We start from the raw sequence: 19,232 nt of genomic DNA, 5'->3' as shown, positions 1-19,232 counted from the left end.
CTGGCTGCGGTCCGACCGGCCGCCCGCGGGACCGGGGGCGGCCGGAGCACTGCACTCGGTGACCCTCCGCCAACTCGGCTCCGAGCGCTGGAGTCGAGTGCTCGCCTGGTGCGAGGAGCTGGCGGTCGGCCATGCGCGGGACGTTTTCCTGCACGGAGCGCCGAGCCTGGGATCGATCGTCGTGGGCCCGCAGTTCCCGCACGGCTGGCTGATGATCGGCGAAGACCTCGCCCGCGGTCCCGCCGACCACGATCTGGGCTGGCTGCTCGGTGAGTTCGTGGAGTGGCGGATGACCCTCCGCCGTCCGTTGCCTGCTCAGGTGCCACCCATGGATCCCGAGGCGTACGAGGCGGCTCGCGCCGCGCTGCTCCAGGGCTACGGCACGCTGAGCGATCCGGTGGCGGCGGGCCGTGCGGCCGTGCTCCGTGTCTTCACCCACGCGCACGACTTCGCCGCGTACATGGGCTGGCATGACGAACTGTTCGAGTACACGGCGAAGATCGCAGAGCTGATCGACGACGAAGGCGCCTGCGCGATCAGCGCGCCCTGACGGTGTTTCGTCGGCTGAAATGGCCTTGCCCCGGCGGCACTCGGCCGCCGGGGCAAGGCCATGCCCAAGCTGGGTTCAGCCGGCCGCTCTCTGTGCCGGGGCACTCACCGCCTGCCGTTCGCCCCCGGTGCTGTGTACGTGCTGGGAACGCCAGCGCGTGTAAGTGCGCCGCGGGATGCCCAAGGTGCTGCAGAACCTCGAGACGTTGAGCCCGGCGTCTTTTCGGATCGCCTCGAGGTCTGGGAAGGGACCGAGCGGTACTCGCCCGAATTCCTGCGAACTCTGAGCTGTACGTACGCTTCGCCGAGTGCCGTCTTCAGTTCCGAGATTTCGGCGAGAAGCTCGCGCTCGCGCTGTGCGTTACGAGACGCGCCGCCTTCGAGAGCCGTGCGACCCCCGTCGAGGAATTGCCTTTTCCAATTGCCGACGGATTGCTCGGAGACATTCGCTCGCCGGGCGGCCTCGGCGAGCGTGTACTGGCCGGAAAGGACGCCCATAACTACCTTGAGTTTGTCGGAAGCAGGCATCACTGGAGGGCGTGGCATCAGTTCTCTTTCTTGTGCGAAAGTTGCTGAAAACGCATTGAGTTCGGTACGCCGCCAGGCCGGGAACACTGAGGGATCCAGGGGCATGAGCCGACCTGGCGAGGAAATGGTTTCCGCAAACGGCGTCCGAAAAGCTGCTTACGAAGCAGCCTTGCGCCTGCCGCGGAGATTCCCTGCTGCGGCACCGGCACGCCGCAACCCAAGGTTTTCGGTGATCTTCATTTTACCCCCATGGATTTCACGAAAGGCCTCTCACTTCCCCGCTTAGGTCAGTAGCGAGCAAGGGGGGCCAGTTGTGGCCGAGTGTTCCGAATGAAGAGCTGTACGGTCTCGACGTCACCTCTCCGCCACTGCATGTAATCTTAGGCCGAAGGTAATGGGCAGGCAATCATGTTGAGCTACTCGTGAGGTTTCACATTCCCACCAAAGGCGACATCAGGGGTATGTTGTTGTGTCGCGTGGCGAGGCTCGACAAGCCGGCACCCGGTCAGCTTTTCGTCATGTTCGACGGATCGAATCATTCGCCCATGGGCGGGGCACGTGAAAGGGCCGGCATCGTGTGCGGAGTCGTGACTCCCTCGATGCCGGCCCTTTCACGCGTCCCGGTGGACCTCAGGCGCCCTGCCGAGTGATGAGTCGATCGCCGCCCAGTTCGCGCAGGCCCGCCTCGAGCCGTTCCGCGTCCCCGACGACCACTCCGCTGAACGTCTCAGGACGGAAAAAGGCGCCTGCCGCGTCGGTGACCTCGTCCGTCGTGACGTCTTTCAGCAGCTCCGGAAACCGGGTCACTCGTTCCGGCTCGTGGCCCAGGATCACCGCGGTCAGCACGCTACCGGCGAATCCGGCCTGCGAGGTGAGGGCAAGCATGGCCATGCCGATGGTGTACTCGCGGGCCGAATCGATCTCAGCGACGGAAGGCGGAGCGTCCACCAGCCGCGACAGTTCGGCGAGGATCTCGCCGAAAGCCTGAACGGTGGAGTCCGTGGCCGTGTCGGCGTCCACGGTGAGCGCCAACTGGCCCAGGTGGTCCTGAAACCCGGCGTCCGTGCGGTAGGCGAGTCCCTTGGTCTCACGGATGTTCATGACCAGCCGCGAGGAGAAGTAGCCGCCGAAAGCCAGGGCGGCGATACTCACCGCGGCGAAACGGTCATCGGCGCGGGACACCGTGTGCCGGATCAGTTTGATCTGGGACTGCACGGCACCGGGCCGCGCCACCAGAGCGATGCCGTCGCGCAGCGCGGGCAGTTCCAGCTCCGGGGCCGGGGTTCCCGTGTCCTCCCATGCGGCGGTGGTCGACGCCACGTCGGCCACCGCTCGCTCGGGATCCAGGTCACCGATCAGCACCATGACGGCACCGCGTGGGCGGACCATGGCGTGGTGCAGGGCCTGTACCCGTGCGGCCGTGACCTGTTCCGTCTCGGCCGCCAGGGGCACTTCCTGCAGTCCCGGCACCTCTCCGTAGCAGTGCGCGAACAGGGCCTCCTGGGCGATCAGATGGGGCTGCGAACGGAGAACCGCGATCTGTCGTGACATACGCGCGCGCACCCGAGTGACGTCCTCCTCGTCGCGCGACGACGAGGTCAGCGCGCCGGTGAGAGCGTCGAGGAGGGTGCCGAGGGAGTGTCCGGGAGCGGAGCCCGAGATGTTCAGCCACCGTGCGGACCGGCTCGCGTCCAGGCTGATGCCCTGACACGCGAGTTCGGTGTGCCGCTGCCGGTGCCCGCTGCCGGGGGCACCGCGGAACAGCGTCGTGGCCAGTACCTCGGCAGTGGCCGCATGGGCGTACGTGTCCCCCGCGAACGGCAGCGCCATCCTCAGTTCGACCATCGGGGTAGAGGGGCGCCTGACGGCGATCACACGCAACCCGTTGGCCAGGACGGTGTCGACGGGCGTCGGCATCGTGTGCAGGGTGTGGCCGTCGAGCGGCGGCAGGGAACGAGGCCCGGCGGCGGTACGGCCGATCTCCTCGGCGCTGCGGTATGACGACCCGGGAACGGCCCGGGAGAAGGGTTCGGTGATCAAGGCTCAGCTTCCGGTCAGAACGGGACGGGGGGCCGTGGCCGATGCGGGACGCAGGCTCAGGACGGCCCGCTGGTCGGGGCGCAGACCCTTGGCGGCCAGCGCGACGTCCTCGGCGGTCACGGCGGCGAGGCGGTCCGCTATGTCGCCGACGAGTTCGGCCCGCCCGAACAACAGTTCCTGGGTGCCCATCGCCCGCGTCCTGGCAGGCAGCGAGTCGTACGCCCGGTGGGTACCGGCGGCACTCAGAGCCGTGGCACGGGCCAGCTCCACATCTCGAGGACCCCGGGCAGCCAGGTCCGCCAGCTCCTCGTCCAGTACGTCCAGGAACCGGTCGGTCGTGGTCTGCGCCGTATGCGTCGCCACACACAGGAAGGTGTCCGGATCACGTGCCTCCAGGGCGCCGAACAGGCCGCAGCCGGTGCTGACGTCGGTCACCACCGGGGTCCGGTGGATCAGCCGTTGCTTGAGGCGGGAGGCGTCGCCGCCGGTGAGGATCGAAGAGAGGATCATGTGCGCCAGGTAGGCGTCCAGTTCCGTACGCGCGTCGGGCATCCGGTATCCGACGGCGGTGGCCGGGAGCGGCGCGTGCGGGTCCGGATGCTCCCCCCTCAGTTCGCCGGCCGGCGGTGGTTCCGAGAGGTCGACAGCGGTGCCCGTGTGACGCGCGGCGATGTCGTGGAAGTGACGGTGCACCAGATCGGCGGCTCGTTCGGGGTCGAAGCCGCCCGTGATCGTGAGCACGGCGTTCCCCGGCGCGTAGTACGTGTCGAAGAACCGGGCGCACTCGTCCACCGTGGCCCTCTCGAGATCCCTGAACTCACCGTATCCATTGTGCGCATTGGGATATGTGGCGTAGAGCAGGCCGGGCAGCACGGTCCAGGGGAATCCGCCGTAGGGCTTGTTCAGTACGTTGAGGCGAATTTCTTCCTTCACCACATGCAGTTGGGTGCGCAGGTTCTCCGGTGTCAGTTTCGGTGCGCGCATGCGGTCGGCCTCGAGGAACAGTACGCGCTCCAACGCCGCCGATGGAACGATCTGGTAGTAATCGGTGTAGTCCTGATGAGTCGATCCGTTGGCCGCCCCGCCGGCTGCCTGAACCTGCCTGAAGTGCTCCATCCGGTCGACGCTCTCGCTGCCCTGGAACATCAAGTGCTCGAAGAGATGGGCGAATCCGGTACGGCCTTCGGGCTCGGAGCGGAATCCGACGTCGTAGTGGACGCTGACTCCTACGGCGGGAACTCCCGGCATCGGACAGAGCACCGCACGCAGGCCGTTGGGCAGGGTGAGGCGCCGCGGTATCGGAGTGGGCATGCGGGTCACCCTAGGCCTGCATCAGGTCCGGTGAGAACAGCGCAGAAACCCGGTTTCTTGTACCTCGGAGGCTCGGACGGCCTGTGCGACAGTGCTGTGGGATCGCGAAGTGTTACGGTCGGCACCACGCAACAAATCACGATGGTGAGCCACTTGTTGCCCGGATTCCGGGGCCTTCCATACGCTCCGGCCCGTGACTACTGACCAAGCATCGAAGCCTTCGCTGACTCGTGCCCGCTTCGACCCGGTCCAACTGGACAAGGTCCCCGAAGTAGGTGTCTTCCTGGAACGGCTGGGCTTCGGCGGTTTCGTCGCGGAAACCGTCGTCGCCCATGTCGGGCGGAACGACAACTGGGCCGGTACGACGACCAGCGGCGCGAAGGTCTTCGTCAAACGGGTCGGCGGCGAACCGAACGACGTGCTGCGACGGTTCCGCCGGATCACGGTATTCGAGGAGATCGCCGCACGCTTCAGCGGCACCGAACTGCGGGCGCCGGCCTTCCTGGGTGCCGACGAGGAACATCGACTCGTCGCTTTCGAGCACTTGGCGGAGGCTCGTTCGGGGTCGGAGCTCTCCGCGGACGAGAGCTTCGACGACGCCCTCTGCCGCCGCGCCGGCCGGATCCTGGGGACCCTGCACGCACTGCCGGTCGAGCCGGGCACCCTCGACGAATCCCCGCATCCGCTCCCCGCGATCGAGGACTTCGAGGCGCTCACCCTGCCGGTCTTCGCCTCATCCTGCTTCGCCGAGATCGAGTCGTGGGCACTGCTCCAGCGCGACGTTGAACTGATCGATGCCCTGCGGCGGTTGCGCCAGCGGGAGCTGGCCGCACCGAAGGTGGCGGCGCACTGCGATCTGCGGCTGGACCAGTACCTCGCCTGCGACGGAGAGCTGTACTTGACGGACTGGGAGGAATTCCGCTCCGGCGACGCCGCCCGTGACGTAGGTGGGTTCGTCGGTGAGTGGCTGTACCGGGTCATCCAGGGGATACCGCAGTCCATCAGCCGCGAGCCGGGCCATGTGTTCGGGCAGGACGCCTCCCACGAGGACATCCTCAAGCACGGCGCTCTGGAGATCGACCGGCTCCGCCCGCGCATCCAGGAATTCTGGAGCGGGTACCGGGAGACCCGTCCGGAGGCCGACGAGGACTTCACCACCCGCGTCGCGGCCTTCGCCGGTTGGCACATGCTCGACCGCATGCTGGCCGGAGCCCGTTACGTCGCCCGGCTGACGGCCGGTGACCGCGCCGCAGCCGGCATAGGGCGCACCGTCTTGATGGCGCCGCACGACTTCACATCCGTACTGGGCCTGGAAGGCACCTCGTGACCACCATCGCTGGGCTCATCGCCCCAGAAATCTCCGAAGCTCTGGAACAGATCGAGGTCTCGGGAGACGGCCTGACCGCCGTCGTCGGCGACGAGAAGCTGGACGCCGAGAGCCCGGGTGATCTCGTCAGAAAGCTGAGCAGCACGCTTTACCAGAGGTGGCACGCCGGGATGCCGGAACAGGGCAAGGCCCGCAAACGCAGCCTGCGCGACCCGGAGTTCGAGGAGCGCTTCGCCGCCGCGATGCCCCACCTCGGCGCGCTGGTCGAGGCCGAACTCGTCGACGCCGAGGTCCGGCCCGGCGACGGCGTCGTACCGGACACCGTGATCGCCGACGTGGACGGCATCCGTGTGCGAATCCCCACGGCCAGCGTTGTGCAGTCACCGTCCGGCGGGGCCGAGGGCCGGGTGGTACTGCGGCTGCCGGCGGCCCGGCCCGCGCTGTCGCCGGGCTTCTTCCTCGCCGACGGTTCCCGAGGGCGCTCGCGTGGCCCTCAGGTTCTGCGGCTCTATCTTCACCTCACCGACGCTGAGACGGCTCCGGACGTCTGGGGCACGGTGCTGACACGGCTGGAGGATCTGGGGCTCCGTTACCGAGCCAAGGTCACGTCCGGCGCGAGGCTCTTCCCACGCCGCGACGGACTCGTGATCTACCTCGGCCCCGATGCATGGCATGCCGTGGGCCAAGTCGCCGCTGCCGTCAGGGGCATGCCGGGACTCGGCACCGCCACCTCGCCCTTCGTGCGCCGGCTGGCCGACGGGGTCGGTGCGGCGTGGGAGCCGGACGATCCGCGGCCGGGCAAGCGCGGGTTGAGTTTCGGTGAGCACCGCTGCCAGGCGGTCGCCGAGGCACTGGTCGGGCTCGCCGTGCGTGTCGACGGCAACGGCTCGCGGGAGTCGGCCGTCGCCGAGGCGTTCCTCAACGCCGGGGTGGACCCGCTGATGCCGGCCTGGAACCTCGGTTCACCTGTCGTGCCGGGGATCGGGCTGGTATGAGTACGAGGTCAGGGACATGGACCAGGAAACCCACGAGGGGCCCAGCGTGCCCCTCTCATCGGAAGAGATCGCGGACATCGTCGTCGGTGTGATCGCGGGCAGGGAATCCGTGGCGGAAGCCGCCCGACGCGCTCAGGTCTCCCCCCGGTCCGTCGAGGCGTGGCGGCAGGTGTTCCTCGACGGCGGACTGGAGGCGCTCAAGGGAGTCGGCCCACGCCGACCTCCGACGCGTGAGAGTCTCCTCCAGAGAGAAGTGGATTCGCTGAAAGAGGCTCTCGGAGAAGTCTTCCTCGAATTGGACGTCTGGCGGGATTTGGACAACGTCCGGCGTCGACACCCCTGAAGTACCGCGCCGATCAGATCGAACAGCCCTCACTTTTACAGTGAGGGCTGTTCTCGTTTACGGGGAAATACAGCTCGCAATACGGGGCTTCTCCAGCATTGGCGGTCGTTTCGGTGAGCCAGTTGCTGGCGAACGACGCAAGAAAGGGCAGGTCAGAGCCTTATCCGAGGCAAGCGTCGATTAATTTCGTCATGGAATCGGCGCGAGCCCTGTGGTCGAATGGAGTCACTGCAGAAAGGGGAACACTTCCCCGCTCTGAAAGCGCATCCGAAGGAGACATCATGAACACCACTGAGCAGCTCATCGCCGGTTACACCGCCTACACCAACGCCGAGGAGTTCGGCGCCAGCGCCGAGTCCGACGCGCCGGCATCGATCACCGTCACGACCGTCTCCTCCGGCGAGTGCGTGTACTTCTCCCTCAGCGCCGTCTCCGGCAGCATCGCCACGACGAAGGCGTGGGGCTGCTGACCTGCGCTTCCAGGCGCTCTGAGCGGGGTGCGCCCGCACCGCGCACCCCTTCCGCACCACCTGTCAAGACCAGTAGGACCCATCGAGGAGCATCATGAACACCGCTGAGCAGCTCATCGCCGGTTACACCGCCTACACCAACGCCGAGGAGTTCGGCGCCGGTGCCACGGCCGAGAACCCGGCCATCACCCCCACCGTCCTCAGTTTCATCGGGGGCTCCAGCGCCGGCTGCGGTGGCGCCGTCAGCGCCATCTCGGGTGCCGGTGTCACGGCCACGGTGAACTGGGGCTGCTGAACCGGCAGTGACAGACAAGCACCGCTGGGCGCCTGTACCCCCGCAGGCGCCCAGCGGTGCTTTCCCGCGTTCGGGGGCCATGGACGGTCGGGGCGGCGGAGCGTTCGGCCCGGCATCACGTGTCGGGTGCCGTACCCTCGGCCCCCGCTCTGCGGGCGGTTCCGGCGATCTCCTCCAGGGCGGCCAGATGCGAGGCAAGCCGCTGGCGGCCCGTGAGGGTGAGCGAGATCCAGGTGCGCGGGCGCTTGCCGAGGTACCCCTTGCGGACGCTCACGTAGCCCGCCTTCTCCAAAGCCGTGACCGTCTTGCTCATCACGGAGTCCGACACTCCGCAGTAGTCCCGCACGACGCCGAACTCGGCCTCCGCGCAGCCGGAGAGGAAGGCCGCCACGGCCAGCCGTGTGGGGTGGTGGATCTCCTTGTCCAGAGCAGGGGGGATCATCGGGCCGGTCATGAGGTCTCCCGTGCCTGGGCCTGGCGCCTGAAGCCTTGTGCCCAGGTGACCACCCCTGCGGTGATGCCGAAACCGACGAGGCCGCCCGTCATGCCGTAGGGGATGAGCGCGAGCAGACCGACCGCGATCGGTACGGCTGGCAGACCCCGGGAAAACCGGGATGACCTCGTGTCGCGAGGTGCGAACCAGGGGGCCACCCCGCCGTGGTGCATACCCAGCCAACCGGCGCCCAACAGGCCGGCGAGACAGACGAGGGAGATGGCGATGAGGAGCCCTTCCCACTCGGAGTCGGCCATGGACAGGCCGAGAGCGGCGAATCCCCCCGCGCACAGCAGGCCCTGCATCACGGGGAACCAGCCCGGCAGCGCCCGGGGGCGCTGGGCTGCGGCCTGCGCGGCCTTCGAGCTCCGTAGGGCGGCTGCGGCCGCCTCGGGGTCAGGTCGCGTTGCTCCAGTGCTGTTCATGACACGCAAGCCCTTCAGATGACGGAGGTGAACTGTCGCCCTTCCATCATGGCTTGTACTTTCCACACAGGCAAGTACTTTCCATCGAGGAGCGCGAGGGCCACCCCACGAGTCACCCGGAGAGCCGCCCACGCAAAACGCCCAGCCAGGGAAACCCCGGCTGGGCGTCCACAAGCGCGCAGGTCAGACGGTCTGCGACAGCTTGGCTTCGCGTGCGAGCGTCGTGGCGGCGACGAGACTCAACCCCGGCAGCGCGTCGCGCAACGCCTTGATGGCCGCGACCTCGTTCGTGCGCGGGTCGATGCCCTGCTCCGCGAGGACCTTCACGACCCAGCGCACCCGCGGGTCGGAGCCGGTGAACCCGTCAAGAATGCTCAGCGCGGCCCGCAGCCCCGGCGTGTCGGTTGCCGAGGCGTCGGCCAGCGCCTGCCGCACGGCCTCCCGCGCGTCGTCGAGGTCGCTGAGCGCGACCAGATGAGTTTCCTTGTTTCCGAACATGTCCGTCCCTCCTACCCGGCAGACAGGCCATGGCCGGGTATCTCCAATCGTGGTTTCCGCCACGCTACATGCGGCCGGTGCGGCGGCGGCCGTGAGTGTGAGCCGCACACCAACTTTGCCCCGTGGCCACTCGAGCCATTTTGCGCACAGGGCGGCAGATTCCTGGTGGTCGTACGTCAGGGAAAATGATGCCGGTTATTTTTCCGGGCCACACTGTGCTGGAATTCTTTCGACAAGCGCGAGTGGCAGTCACGCGGAGGAATAGATGAACCTCGATGACGACCTCAGCCGCAAAGTGTCCGGCGAGTCGGCTCAACTGAGTTTGCTCGAATTGGCCTTTGCCACGGTCTTCACCGTTGCCACGACGGCAATCCGAACGAGGATTCCGATGAATCTGGCCATTCGCAGTCTCTCCCGCAGGAGAGCAGGGACGTACGCCGGCGAGCCGTAGGCAGACAAGGGGGAGCGCAAACATGATGGTCGACCAAACCGTTGCCACGCCGGAGGGCCAGGGGCTGCGCCTGGGTGCGGACCTCGTGAGCGGTCACCGGCTCCAACTCGGGGCCGCGGCGCTGCTCGCACTGCTCTCGACGGCCGCGACCGTGGCCGTACCACTGATGGTCAGAGATCTCGTGGAGGCGCTTTCGGGAAGCCGCGGACTCGTGTGGCCCGTGACCCTGATGGCGCTGGTCGCCATCGGCGGTGCGCTGGCAGCAACGACCTCCGGGTTCCTCCTCGCACGCATAGGCGAGAAGATGATCCTCAGGCTTCGAGCGCGGGTCATGGACCATGCACTGCGGCTTCCCCTGCGCGAGGTCCGCGCCCAGGGAGAGGGCAACCTCGTCGCGCGCATCACCTCGGACGCGATGATGCTGCGCTCGATCGTCGACGTCGGCGCCATTCAGCTCCCGTTGGCCGTGATCACCGTGATGTTCACCCTGGTGGTGATGAGCGTCCTGGACTGGGTGCTCGTACTGATCACCATCGCTTCCTTCGCCCTCGCCGGAGCGGCGATCGGCTTCGTCATCGTGCGTGTGCGGCGCAGCATCATCGCCCAGCAGACAGCGCTCGGTGAGCTGGCCCAGCGTTTCACCGCCACGCTCGCCGCGCTGCCCACCATCAAGGCCTACCGCGCCGAGAGCCGCGCCGCCGGATCACTCGGTGAGGACGCGGCCGAGCTGACCGAGTCGACACTCGTCAGCGCGCGGTTGCAGTCACTGATCGGCCCCGTCATGGGGCTCGGGCAGCAGATCGCTCTCGTCAGCATCATCCTCGGCGGTGGTGCGCGGATGGCGGCCGGTGATCTGTCCATGCCGGACTTCACGGCGTTCCTGCTCTACCTGCTCCAGCTCGTCGCCCCCGTCGCCTTCGTCGCTTCCGGCATCGGTCAGCTCCAGGCGGGCCTGGCCGCCCGTGCCCGGTTCGACGAACTGCTGGCGATCCCGCAGGAGACGGACGGCGGCACCACCAGCGGCCTGGTGCCGGACAAGGAAGCGCCCGCCGTCGAGTTCGGCGAGGTGTCCTTCGCCTACGACGACGAGCCGGTTCTGACCGGGGTCTCCTTCACGGCCCCGCGACGCGGGCTCACCGCGCTCGTGGGCCGCTCAGGCGCCGGCAAGTCCACGGTCCTCACCCTCATTGAGCGTTTCCTGCACCCAGAGTCCGGCTCCATCCGCGTCCTCGGCCACGACGTGCACGCCTGGCCGCTCGACCAGCTCCGCAAGCGTGTGGCGTACGTGGACCAGTCCTTCACCCTGCTCGAAGGAACCGTGCGCGACAATCTGCTGCTCGGCCGCGACGACGTGCCCGACGACGCGGCCCTGCTGGAGGCCCTGGAGGCAGTGTCCTTGCGCGAGGTGGTGCTGCAACTTCCCGAAGGGCTCGAAACCGCACTCGGGCGCGCCACGGACCTCTCCGGCGGCCAGCGCCAACGTCTCGCCCTGGCCCGTGCGCTGCTCACGGACGCGGACATCATCCTGCTGGACGAACCGACATCGCAGCTGGACAGCATCAACGAACACCGTCTGCGTGACACGGTCGACGAACTCGCGAAGACCCGCTGCGTCATCGTCGTGGCGCACCGTCTGTCCACGGTGCAGCACGCGGATCATGTCCTGGTCATGGAAGCTGGCAGTGTCCTGGACTCGGGAACCCACGGCGAACTCCTGTCCCGCTGTGCACAGTACGAGGACTTGGTGCGCAGCCAGCAGTGGACGGCATCCGACGAGCAGCTCTTGAGCCAAGCCCTCTCCTAGTAGGACTCCACTAGGTCGCTCTGGCTCTTGGGGTTGGGCTTGCGGTGGCGCCGGCCGGGGCCCGGGCCCGCCGCCTGGCCCAGGCCGCCGCCACCGGTCCGCGGAACTGGAGGCACCGAGGACTGTCGAGAAGCGACCTCCTGGCCCGTCAACGGCTTCATGGGCTGCCCCATCCGGCGGGACAAGCGATCGACCAGCACCTGCTGTCTGTGAAAATGAAAGGGAGAACCTGACTGATGAGCAAGCGAACCTGGATCGCCGCGGCGGCTACCGTCAGCGCTCTGATTACCGGATCTACCTCAGCCACGGCTACGGCCGCACAGGATGACGCCTTCGCACGACCGACCACGGCAGCCGTCGCAGCCGCAGAAGGCGATCAAGTTGCCGAGAGAGCCATGTCCGAGTGGTCAGTAGCGCACGGAACCGCAAAGTCCTCTGCCTTACTGATTCGGTCAGCTGAAGGTAAGAGCGCGATCACCGGAGAGCTTCGAAACTCCGGCCCAGGATGCTACTCGCTGGCAATCCAGTCCATGGTCGGTGTCTGGCCCGGGCCCATCACAAAGGTAGCGACAGTCTGTGGCTCCGAAACGGTGCCGGTCTATCGCGAATACGCCGGCAGACCTCTCATCAAGGTCTGTCGCGACAGTGCCGCCCCCTTCACAGACTGCGGCCCCGCCCAGCAGCTTCCCGAAGGCTCGAACGCGCCACAGGGACACGTCTACGAAGCCGCATGGGTGGCCACACCGGACTACTGCAAGTCTCAGGGAGAAAAGGGCATTTCGGAAGGACGCTGGACCGCCTACCTGTGCCGCCAGGAATACCGAGGCGCGGACCTTCCTCTCCTCCACCAGGTGCTGTACGTGAAGAAATGACTGAAGCCGCATCTCAACCGACCTTGGGACCTGCAAGTCGAACGGGGTTCCTGGTCAACGCAAGGCGTCTGACGAGGGTCACGCGCCTGTAGGCGATAGGGCACAAACCGAGCGTGCGTTCATCGTCGGCCACACAATGCTCGGCTGCCGGCCGTCGTACGCAGGCTGCGAGTGACCCGCCTCCGCAACCGAGATGGTGCAGAGGCGACACCGGTCATGGGGCGCTACTACTTCGGCGGCCCCCCTACCGCTCGATTCTCGGGCGGGACCGTACGTCCGTGGTTGTCACGGTCGCGACTGAAGAGAAGGAATCTGCCATGACTCGTGCGATACAGAAAGCAGTGCCCGGCACGGTGCTCGCCGCCATGCTCGCCCTGGGCGCCCCGGAGGCATACGCCGCGTCGGGCGGCAGCACCACTGGCCCAGAGCAGCAGCCAGTGACCAGCGCCTGGACGCCCCCTGAAGGCTTCATCCGCGAAAATTCATTCCACGGCAAGGACGTTGCCTGCGAAAAGGTGGGTAGAAACGGCATCGCGGAGGGCAAGTGGCGCGCATACATCTGCGTACGGGTGTTGCCCTTCTCGCCCTTCGTGGACCTCTACGTCAAGAAGTGATGTCGTCTGCTGCCGTCGCGAATGACAGCGCCGAAAGCGACGAACGGCGGCGGCACCGTACGCGAGCTGGCGGCCGACGCCCCGGTTTCGTCGACCATCTTGTAGCCGAGGTCTCCGGAATCCGGGGCAGGTCGTCCACACACCCGGCCGGTCAACGGCTGGCAGTAGGCCGCCCCGTCAACTCTTCGGACACTGTGAGGGCTTGTGGAGGAGAATAACGCGGCCGGGTTCAAGCCGCGAGGGCGCGGACTTCGAGGTGTACGCGGGGCGGGACGTCCTGCTGGACACCGCCCGGGTTTTCGTCCGGGCGCGGGTGGCGCCCTACCTGGCCGGGGAGACTCTCGCCGGGGTGCGTGCGGAACTGCGCCGGGCGGGTGCGGAGCCGTTCAGGGACACGGAAGTAGCGAACGCCCGGGAGTTCTGCGCGGTCCAGGCGCTGGGTGCGTTCGACTCCCCGGCCACCCAGGCCGATCTGCTGCTCCAGCTGACGGCCGCGGGGCGCGACCCGCTGTGGTTACCGCGCCTTCCGCGACGTCTGCACGAGGTGCCCGGCGAGGCCGTGGCCCGGGCGGGCCGTGAGCTGTTCGCCACCGCCGCCATGGACACGGTCCTGCTCGGCGCCGACGCCCCGGACGAGTTCACGCAGCCTGAAGCGCTCCCCGGAGCACGGGCGGGGGCGTTCGCTCGCCGGTGACGCTGAGGTACCACGCGACACGAGGGACGTGCCGTGCGGCCCTGCACCGCCCCGTTGGGGCCGGCAACTCGGCCGAGGACGAGCGGCCCGCTACCTCAGAGCAGTACGTGGTTGTTGTCACCCGCAGCAAACGCGGCTTCGAACGTTCTTGCGGAGAACCGGACTTCGTCGCACGGACTCACTGCACAGAACGGCGCTCCCCCCTGGCCGATCCCGATCGACGAAAGGCCAGGCCATCCCAGCCGGCTGCCCCGACCAGGAACGACCACGTCCGACGACAACGGTGCCGACGACACGGGCCTGGCCAGCAGGGAGTCCCTCGTCAGCGGGCGTCCGCCTCGGGCTCCGAGCGCGGGAGTTCGTCGAGGTCGAGGGTGAAGGTGCGACCGTCGGCCAGGGGGATGGGGAGCTTGCCCGTACCGTACTTGTGGGTGTGTGCGGCGATGTAACCGGTGGCGGTCGGCTGGGTGTGAAGGACGACTTCCAGGGCGTAGGGGTCCACGACCAGGTAGATCGGGATTCCGTAGCGGCCGTACTTCGCGGTGCAGTCGTCGTAGTCCTTGCGTGCGGAAGAGGTCGAGACGACCTCGGAGATCAGCAGGACGTCCTCGAAGCTGTAGCGCTTGCCTTCCTTGCGTGCGTCCTCGCGCAGGATCGCGAGGTCGGGGGCAGAGTTCTCGTCGGCGGGGAAGTCGATGTAGACGTCGGAGGTGACCTTCGCGTGACGGCCGAGGGCGAGAGCGGAGTCGATCTGCATCGACCTGATGGTGCTGGAGTGCTCTTCGCTCCGCGGGGTCATGATCACCTTTCCGTCGGCCCCGAACAGGACCGTGTACCCCTTGGGGAACTCGGTGTGCACGATCGCGTCGACGCTCATGGACGGCTCCTTCCCGTGTGTGGTCAGGATACGACGGACAGTGCCGCGTCACCGGGCCCGTCGGTAAGGCCGGCAGACCTGTCCGGACAGGTTGTGCGGCCCGCTCGCCGCCGGTGCCGGAGATCCGCAGCGGGGCCTGTCGCACGACATAGGAATAGGTGGGCCAACGAGGTGTCGCCTGGGTGACGGCGGCGCCCGCGCTCGTGACGGCCGTGCGCTCGGCGAAGCAGTACCTGACGTATGTGGCGTCGGGGCCGTTGCAGTACGCCGTCGCCGAGGCGCTCGCGCTGCCGGACAGCTACTTCGAGGCGTTCCGCGCGGACATGCTGGCCAAGCGGGACCTCCTGGCGACGGGGCTCTCGGACGCCGGTTTCGAGGTGTTCCGGACGGCCGGCACGTACTTCATCACCACCGACATCCGCCCCCTCGGCGAGACCGACGGCTTCGCCTTCTGCCGCGCACTGCCGGAACGGGCGGGCGTGGTCGCCATCCCGAACGCCGTGTTCTACGACCACCGCGAGGCCGGAGCGCCCTTCGTACGGTTCGCGTTCTGCAAGCGTACGGAGGTGCTGGAGGAGGCGGCGAAGCGGCTGAAGTCGGCGTTCTGACGCCGCTCCGGCCCCGTTCGAGGTGAGGCCCGGCCTTCTTTCCCCGCATGGGAAAGGCGAGAGCCCGGCCGTGGCACCCGCCGAGGTGGCGGGGGCCCTGGCCGGGCTCTCGTACGTCTGCGGGGCGTTCGCCGCCGACTACGCGTCGCCGTCGTCGCCGACAGCGCCGTCGTCGCCGTCCTTGGGCTTCTCGGCCTCGTCGGCGTCCTCGGACAGGCCGAGCTGCTCGACGATCCACTTGTCGAACTCGATGGCGGCCCGCACCCAGCTGACCGTCGACGAGACGAAGTGCTCCAGGCTGACGCCGGTGCCGATCAGCAGCTGGGCCTCGCCGATGAGGCGGACCGTGCCGTCGTCGTGGGTGTGGCTGTAGACCTTGGGCCACAGGGTGCGGCGGTTCCAGTCGTCGATCGTCTCCAGCAGACTCGGCTTCTCGTCGATCTGGTGCGGACGGTCGTAGAACGTGCGCACCGAGAAGACCTGCTGGTCACCCTCGCCACGGAACATGAAGTACGTGCGGAATTCCTCCCACGGCGCCGCGAGGTCACCCTCGTCGTCGACGACGTACTTCAGCTCCATCTGGTCCAGGAGCTGCTTCACAAGGTCCTGATCCGGAACGACGGGGCCCGCCGGCCCTTGGGGCTGCGGCTCGGGCTGGCCCCCGAAGTTCGGAATCGAGGACGGGTCGATGCTCACCGTGATTTTCCCTTCGTACGGATTCCGCCATCCTCCCCCATGCGGGGCGGGGGGTGGCAACCCCCGCCCCTCGCGGTTCGTCGCCCTTGGCCGGATCCGCCGGGGGATTCAGCTACGAGCGTGGGCGGGAACCTTTCGGGTACCCCCGATCACGGCTTCTTCTCCATCGACGGGGCCGTCGGAGCGTCCGTCCCGGAGGCTGCCCCGGGTGGGGTTCCGGGTGCCGTTCCGGGTGCCGTAGGGGCGTCTGTCGCCGGGCCCACGATCAGCCCCTCGCCCTCCCCGAACGCGTCCACCCGGACCGTGTCGCCGTCCTTGACCTCGCCGGAGAGGATCTCCTTGGCCAGGCGGTCGCCGATGGCGGTCTGGACGAGGCGGCGGAGCGGGCGGGCGCCGTACGCCGGGTCGTTGCCCTCGTCGGCGAGCCAGGTCAGGGCCTCGGGGGTCACCTCCAGGGTGAGGCGGCGCTCGGCGAGGCGCTTGGCGAGGCGGTCGATCTGGAGCCTGGCGATGCGTTCCAGTTCCGCCTTGTCCAGCGCGGAGAAGACCACGAGGTCGTCGAGGCGGTTGAGGAACTCCGGCTTGAAGGAGGCCCGCACCACGTCCATGACCTGCTGCTTCTTCACCTCCGCGGTGGTGGCCGGGTCGACCAGGTACTGGCTGCCCAGGTTCGAGGTGAGGATCAGGATCGTGTTGCGGAAATCGACCGTACGGCCCTGTCCGTCCGTGAGCCTGCCGTCGTCCAGCACCTGCAGGAGGATGTCGAAGACCTCGGGGTGCGCCTTCTCCACCTCGTCCAGCAGCACGACCGAGTAGGGACGCCTGCGGACGGACTCCGTCAGCTGGCCGCCCTCCTCGTAGCCGATGTACCCGGGGGGCGCGCCGACGAGCCGGGCCACGCTGTGCTTCTCGCCGTACTCCGACATGTCGATGCGGATCATGGCCCGCTCGTCGTCGAAGAGGAAGTCGGCGAGGGCCTTGGCCAGCTCGGTCTTGCCGACTCCGGTGGGGCCGAGGAAGACGAAGGAGCCGGTGGGGCGGTCGGGGTCGGCGATACCGGCGCGGGACCGGCGTACGGCGTCGCTCACGGCCCGTACGGCCTCGCTCTGGCCGATGAGGCGGCGGCCCAGCTCGTCCTCCATGCGGAGCAGCTTCTGGGTCTCGCCCTCCAGCAGGCGGCCGGCCGGGATACCGGTCCAGGAGGCGACGACGTCCGCGATGTCGTCGGCGCCGACCTCGTCCTTGACCATGGTGTTCTTGGACGCGGCGGCCTCCACCTCGGCCTCGGAGGCCTCCTCCAACGCCCTTTCCAGCGTGGGGATCTCGCCGTACAGCAGCTTGGAGGCGGTGTCGAAGTCGCCGTCGCGCTGGGCGCGTTCGGCCTGGCCACGCAACTCGTCGAGCTTCTCCTTGAGTTCACCGACGGCGTTGAGGGACTGCTTCTCCTTCTCCCAGCGGGCGGTGAGGCCCCGCAGCTCCTCCTCCTTGTCGGCGAGGTCGCGGCGCAGCTTCTCCAGACGGTCGCGGGAGGCGGCGTCGGTCTCCTTGTCGAGGGCCATCTCCTCCATGCGGAGCCGGTCCACGGACCGCTGGAGCTCGTCGATCTCGACGGGCGAGGAGTCGATCTCCATCCGGAGCCGGGAAGCGGACTCGTCGACGAGGTCGATGGCCTTGTCGGGCAGGAAGCGGGAGGTGATGTACCGGTCGGAGAGGGTGGCGGCGGCCACCAGCGCCGCGTCCGCGATCACGACCTTGTGGTGGGCCTCGTACCGGCCCTTGAGTCCGCGCAGGATCGCGATGGTGTCCTCGACGGTCGGCTCGGCGACCAGCACCTGCTGGAAGCGTCGCTCCAGCGCCGGGTCCTTCTCGATGCGCTCGCGGTACTCGTCGAGGGTCGTCGCGCCGACCATGCGCAGCTCGCCGCGGGCGAGCATCGGCTTCAGCATGTTGCCGGCGTCCATGGCGGAGTCGCCGCCCGCGCCCGCGCCGACGACGGTGTGCAGCTCGTCGATGAAGGTGATGATCTGGCCGTCGGAGTCCTTGATCTCGGCGAGGACCGTCTTCAGCCGCTCCTCGAACTCACCCCGGTACTTGGCCCCCGCGACCATGGCGCCGAGGTCGAGCGAGACCAGCCGCTTGTTCTTGAGCGACTCGGGCACGTCGCCCTTCACGATCCGCTGGGCGAGCCCCTCGACGACGGCGGTCTTGCCGACGCCGGGCTCACCGATGAGGACGGGGTTGTTCTTGGTCCGGCGGGAGAGCACCTGCACCACGCGCCGGATCTCCTGGTCCCGGCCGATGACGGGATCGAGCTTCCCCTCCCGCGCGGCGGCGGTGAAGTCGGTCCCGAACTTCTCCAGGGCCTTGTACTGCCCCTCCGGATCGGCTGTGGTCACCCGGCGTCCTCCCCGTGCCTTCTGGAACGCCTCCTGCAACTTCCTGGCGTTCGCCCCTTGCCGGGAGAGTACGTCCCCGGCCTGGCCGCCCTTCTCGGCGATCCCGATCAGGAGGTGCTCGGTGGAGACGTACTCGTCGCCCAGCTCCTTCGCCTTGGCCTGGGCCTCGGCGACCACGCTGAGCAGCTCGCGGTTGGGCTGGGGCGGCGACACGGTGGAGCCGGTCACGCTGGGCAGGCCGGACAGGATCTTCTCGGCGCCGGTCCGCACGACCGCCAGGTCGGCCTCGACCGCGACGAGCAGGTCGGTGATGTTCTCGTTGTCCTGGCCCTGGAGCAGAGCCAGCAGCAGGTGGGCGGGGGTGAAGTCGGCGTGTCCCTCGGACACGGCCCGGTTGCTGGCCGCGTTGATCGCGTCCCGGCTCCTGTTGGTCAGCTCGGCATCCACGTTCGCGTTTCCCTCCTTGCGTCAGCCGTTGCGTCGGTCATCAGCCCGCTACCCCGGTCATCAGTCGGCGGGCCGCGGACGGCGGTGTCGGCCGGTCCCGGCCATACTGACTTGGGCAACGTGCACAAAGTTGAGTCTATTCCACTCAAGGTGGAGCCGGGGAGGGTTCCCGGAAGACCCGAGGACCGGGTAACCCGATTCCCCGCTAGATTCCAGACCGTGAGCACATATCGAGTGGACCCCGGTGACCCCGACGCCGCGTACCTCGCCTTCTGGCAGGAACGCCATCTCTGCACCCTGACCACCCTGCGCGCCGACGGCAGCCCGCACGTGGTGCCCGTCGGGGTCACCTACGAGCCGGGGGCCCGGCTCGCTCGGGTGATCACCCGCACGGGGAGCGCGAAGGCACGGCACGTGCGCGCCGCGGGGGCCGAGGGCGCGCGGGTCGCGGTGTGCCAGATGGAGGGCGCGCGCTGGGCCACGCTGGAGGGGCTCGCCC

General features: G+C 68.0%; 19 protein-coding genes and 3 pseudogenes. 13 read left to right on the top strand and 9 right to left on the bottom strand.

From position 1 onward, the window contains the following. Positions 1–550, top strand: a pseudogene (locus AWZ10_RS33405) (hypothetical protein); the annotation flags it as partial. Between the two features lie 104 nt (positions 551–654). On the opposite strand, the gene AWZ10_RS48580 reads toward AWZ10_RS33405, so the two are convergent. The 3 genes from AWZ10_RS48580 to AWZ10_RS33395 form a co-directional block, all read right to left on the bottom strand. Then, positions 655–1,077 (bottom strand): transposase, encoded by a 423-nt coding sequence (locus tag AWZ10_RS48580; RefSeq protein ID WP_279616658.1) that lies wholly within the window; start codon positions 1,075–1,077, stop codon positions 655–657. 630 nt (positions 1,078–1,707) lie between these two features. Further along, entirely contained in the window at positions 1,708–3,117 is a 1,410-nt protein-coding gene (locus tag AWZ10_RS33400; RefSeq protein WP_060892881.1) for a M16 family metallopeptidase, read from the bottom strand. A 3-nt stretch (positions 3,118–3,120) separates the two neighbouring features. Beyond that, positions 3,121–4,428, bottom strand: coding sequence for a M16 family metallopeptidase (locus AWZ10_RS33395; RefSeq protein ID WP_060892880.1), 1,308 nt, complete (start codon positions 4,426–4,428; stop codon positions 3,121–3,123). A 193-nt stretch (positions 4,429–4,621) separates the two neighbouring features. On the opposite strand from AWZ10_RS33395, the gene lxmK reads away from it, so the two are divergent. The 5 genes from lxmK (at position 4,622) to AWZ10_RS33370 (ending at position 7,858) form a co-directional block, all read left to right on the top strand. Next, on the top strand, positions 4,622–5,755 hold the full coding sequence (gene lxmK / locus AWZ10_RS33390; RefSeq protein ID WP_060892879.1) for a class V lanthionine synthetase subunit LxmK: 1,134 nt from the start codon (positions 4,622–4,624) through the stop codon (positions 5,753–5,755). Continuing rightward, positions 5,752–6,750, top strand: coding sequence for a T3SS effector HopA1 family protein (locus tag AWZ10_RS33385; protein ID WP_060892878.1), 999 nt, complete (start codon positions 5,752–5,754; stop codon positions 6,748–6,750). The genes lxmK and AWZ10_RS33385 overlap by 4 nt, the downstream gene beginning before the upstream one ends. Before the next feature lie 16 nt (positions 6,751–6,766). Continuing rightward, positions 6,767–7,093 carry a helix-turn-helix domain-containing protein gene (locus tag AWZ10_RS48575; protein ID WP_079104540.1) on the top strand — a complete coding sequence of 109 codons (327 nt, stop codon included), beginning with the start codon at positions 6,767–6,769 and terminating at the stop codon, positions 7,091–7,093. A 281-nt stretch (positions 7,094–7,374) separates the two neighbouring features. Beyond that, positions 7,375–7,563, top strand: coding sequence for an LxmA leader domain family RiPP (locus tag AWZ10_RS33375; protein WP_060892876.1), 189 nt, complete (start codon positions 7,375–7,377; stop codon positions 7,561–7,563). Between the two features lie 94 nt (positions 7,564–7,657). Then, the gene (locus AWZ10_RS33370) at positions 7,658–7,858 is read left to right on the top strand and encodes an LxmA leader domain family RiPP (protein ID WP_060892875.1); all 201 of its coding nucleotides are present in this window, start codon (positions 7,658–7,660) and stop codon (positions 7,856–7,858) included. A 115-nt stretch (positions 7,859–7,973) separates the two neighbouring features. On the opposite strand, the gene AWZ10_RS33365 is transcribed toward AWZ10_RS33370, so the two are convergent. The 3 genes from AWZ10_RS33365 to AWZ10_RS33355 all read right to left on the bottom strand — a co-directional run bounded on the left by AWZ10_RS33365 (position 7,974) and on the right by AWZ10_RS33355 (position 9,274). Next, positions 7,974–8,312, bottom strand: a complete 339-nt coding sequence (locus tag AWZ10_RS33365; RefSeq protein WP_079104539.1) for a winged helix-turn-helix domain-containing protein — start codon at positions 8,310–8,312, stop codon at positions 7,974–7,976. Next, positions 8,309–8,776 (bottom strand): hypothetical protein, encoded by a 468-nt coding sequence (locus AWZ10_RS33360; RefSeq protein ID WP_159058441.1) that lies wholly within the window; start codon positions 8,774–8,776, stop codon positions 8,309–8,311. Before AWZ10_RS33360 ends, AWZ10_RS33365 begins: the two co-directional genes overlap by 4 nt. 183 nt (positions 8,777–8,959) lie before the next feature. Further along, positions 8,960–9,274, bottom strand: a complete 315-nt coding sequence (locus AWZ10_RS33355) for a hypothetical protein (RefSeq protein WP_060892873.1) — start codon at positions 9,272–9,274, stop codon at positions 8,960–8,962. Positions 9,275–9,539: 265 nt separating this feature from the next. On the opposite strand from AWZ10_RS33355, the gene AWZ10_RS33350 reads away from it, so the two are divergent. The 5 genes from AWZ10_RS33350 (at position 9,540) to AWZ10_RS33335 (ending at position 13,709) form a co-directional block, all read left to right on the top strand. Further along, positions 9,540–9,725: a hypothetical protein gene (locus tag AWZ10_RS33350; RefSeq protein WP_060892872.1), complete on the top strand. Its 186-nt coding sequence runs from the start codon at positions 9,540–9,542 to the stop codon at positions 9,723–9,725. Positions 9,726–9,747: 22 nt separating this feature from the next. Next, positions 9,748–11,529, top strand: a complete 1,782-nt coding sequence (locus tag AWZ10_RS33345) for an ABC transporter ATP-binding protein (protein WP_244172626.1) — start codon at positions 9,748–9,750, stop codon at positions 11,527–11,529. 236 nt (positions 11,530–11,765) lie between these two features. Next, a complete protein-coding gene (locus AWZ10_RS51780) occupies positions 11,766–12,401 on the top strand; it encodes a hypothetical protein (protein WP_159058440.1) in 636 nt (211 codons plus the stop codon). Positions 12,402–12,718: 317 nt separating this feature from the next. Further along, positions 12,719–13,015, top strand: coding sequence for a hypothetical protein (locus AWZ10_RS33340; protein ID WP_159058439.1), 297 nt, complete (start codon positions 12,719–12,721; stop codon positions 13,013–13,015). A gap of 202 nt (positions 13,016–13,217) precedes the next feature. After that, positions 13,218–13,709: a peptidase M16 family protein gene (locus tag AWZ10_RS33335; RefSeq protein WP_159058438.1), complete on the top strand. Its 492-nt coding sequence runs from the start codon at positions 13,218–13,220 to the stop codon at positions 13,707–13,709. A 322-nt stretch (positions 13,710–14,031) separates the two neighbouring features. Here the strand turns inward: AWZ10_RS33335 and AWZ10_RS33330 are convergent, their stop codons facing one another. Next, on the bottom strand, positions 14,032–14,586 hold the full coding sequence (locus AWZ10_RS33330) for a Uma2 family endonuclease (protein WP_060892869.1): 555 nt from the start codon (positions 14,584–14,586) through the stop codon (positions 14,032–14,034). 173 nt (positions 14,587–14,759) lie between these two features. On the opposite strand from AWZ10_RS33330, the pseudogene AWZ10_RS33325 reads away from it, so the two are divergent. Continuing rightward, positions 14,760–15,194: pseudogene (locus AWZ10_RS33325) on the top strand (aminotransferase class I/II-fold pyridoxal phosphate-dependent enzyme); the annotation flags it as partial. A 138-nt stretch (positions 15,195–15,332) separates the two neighbouring features. On the opposite strand, the gene AWZ10_RS33320 reads toward AWZ10_RS33325, so the two are convergent. Further along, entirely contained in the window at positions 15,333–15,890 is a 558-nt protein-coding gene (locus AWZ10_RS33320; RefSeq protein WP_046707006.1) for a YbjN domain-containing protein, read from the bottom strand. Positions 15,891–16,138: 248 nt separating this feature from the next. Continuing rightward, positions 16,139–18,733, bottom strand: a pseudogene (gene clpB / locus AWZ10_RS33315) (ATP-dependent chaperone ClpB); the annotation flags it as partial. Positions 18,734–18,952: 219 nt separating this feature from the next. On the opposite strand from clpB, the gene AWZ10_RS33310 reads away from it, so the two are divergent. Beyond that, positions 18,953–19,232: pyridoxamine 5'-phosphate oxidase family protein (locus tag AWZ10_RS33310; RefSeq protein ID WP_060892883.1), on the top strand; the 280-nt coding region annotated here is incomplete at its 3' end.

The organism is Streptomyces europaeiscabiei, assembly GCF_001550375.1.
Taxonomy (GTDB): Bacteria; Actinomycetota; Actinomycetes; order Streptomycetales; family Streptomycetaceae; genus Streptomyces; species Streptomyces europaeiscabiei.
Note: the sequence above shows the minus strand (reverse complement) of the source record. Positions and strands in the feature narration are given on the sequence as shown.

Coding starts and splice junctions, on each gene's coding strand:
- AWZ10_RS48580 (WP_279616658.1), bottom strand. CDS start 1,077: ATGCCTGCTTCCGACAAACTCAAGGTAGTTATGGGCGTCCTTTCCGGC.
- AWZ10_RS33395 (WP_060892880.1), bottom strand. CDS start 4,428: ATGCCCACTCCGATACCGCGGCGCCTCACCCTGCCCAACGGCCTGCGT.
- AWZ10_RS48575 (WP_079104540.1), top strand. CDS start 6,767: ATGGACCAGGAAACCCACGAGGGGCCCAGCGTGCCCCTCTCATCGGAA.
- AWZ10_RS33375 (WP_060892876.1), top strand. CDS start 7,375: ATGAACACCACTGAGCAGCTCATCGCCGGTTACACCGCCTACACCAAC.
- AWZ10_RS33370 (WP_060892875.1), top strand. CDS start 7,658: ATGAACACCGCTGAGCAGCTCATCGCCGGTTACACCGCCTACACCAAC.
- AWZ10_RS33365 (WP_079104539.1), bottom strand. CDS start 8,312: ATGACCGGCCCGATGATCCCCCCTGCTCTGGACAAGGAGATCCACCAC.
- AWZ10_RS33360 (WP_159058441.1), bottom strand. CDS start 8,776: ATGAACAGCACTGGAGCAACGCGACCTGACCCCGAGGCGGCCGCAGCC.
- AWZ10_RS33355 (WP_060892873.1), bottom strand. CDS start 9,274: ATGTTCGGAAACAAGGAAACTCATCTGGTCGCGCTCAGCGACCTCGAC.
- AWZ10_RS33350 (WP_060892872.1), top strand. CDS start 9,540: ATGAACCTCGATGACGACCTCAGCCGCAAAGTGTCCGGCGAGTCGGCT.
- AWZ10_RS33345 (WP_244172626.1), top strand. CDS start 9,748: ATGATGGTCGACCAAACCGTTGCCACGCCGGAGGGCCAGGGGCTGCGC.
- AWZ10_RS51780 (WP_159058440.1), top strand. CDS start 11,766: ATGAGCAAGCGAACCTGGATCGCCGCGGCGGCTACCGTCAGCGCTCTG.
- AWZ10_RS33340 (WP_159058439.1), top strand. CDS start 12,719: ATGACTCGTGCGATACAGAAAGCAGTGCCCGGCACGGTGCTCGCCGCC.
- AWZ10_RS33330 (WP_060892869.1), bottom strand. CDS start 14,586: ATGAGCGTCGACGCGATCGTGCACACCGAGTTCCCCAAGGGGTACACG.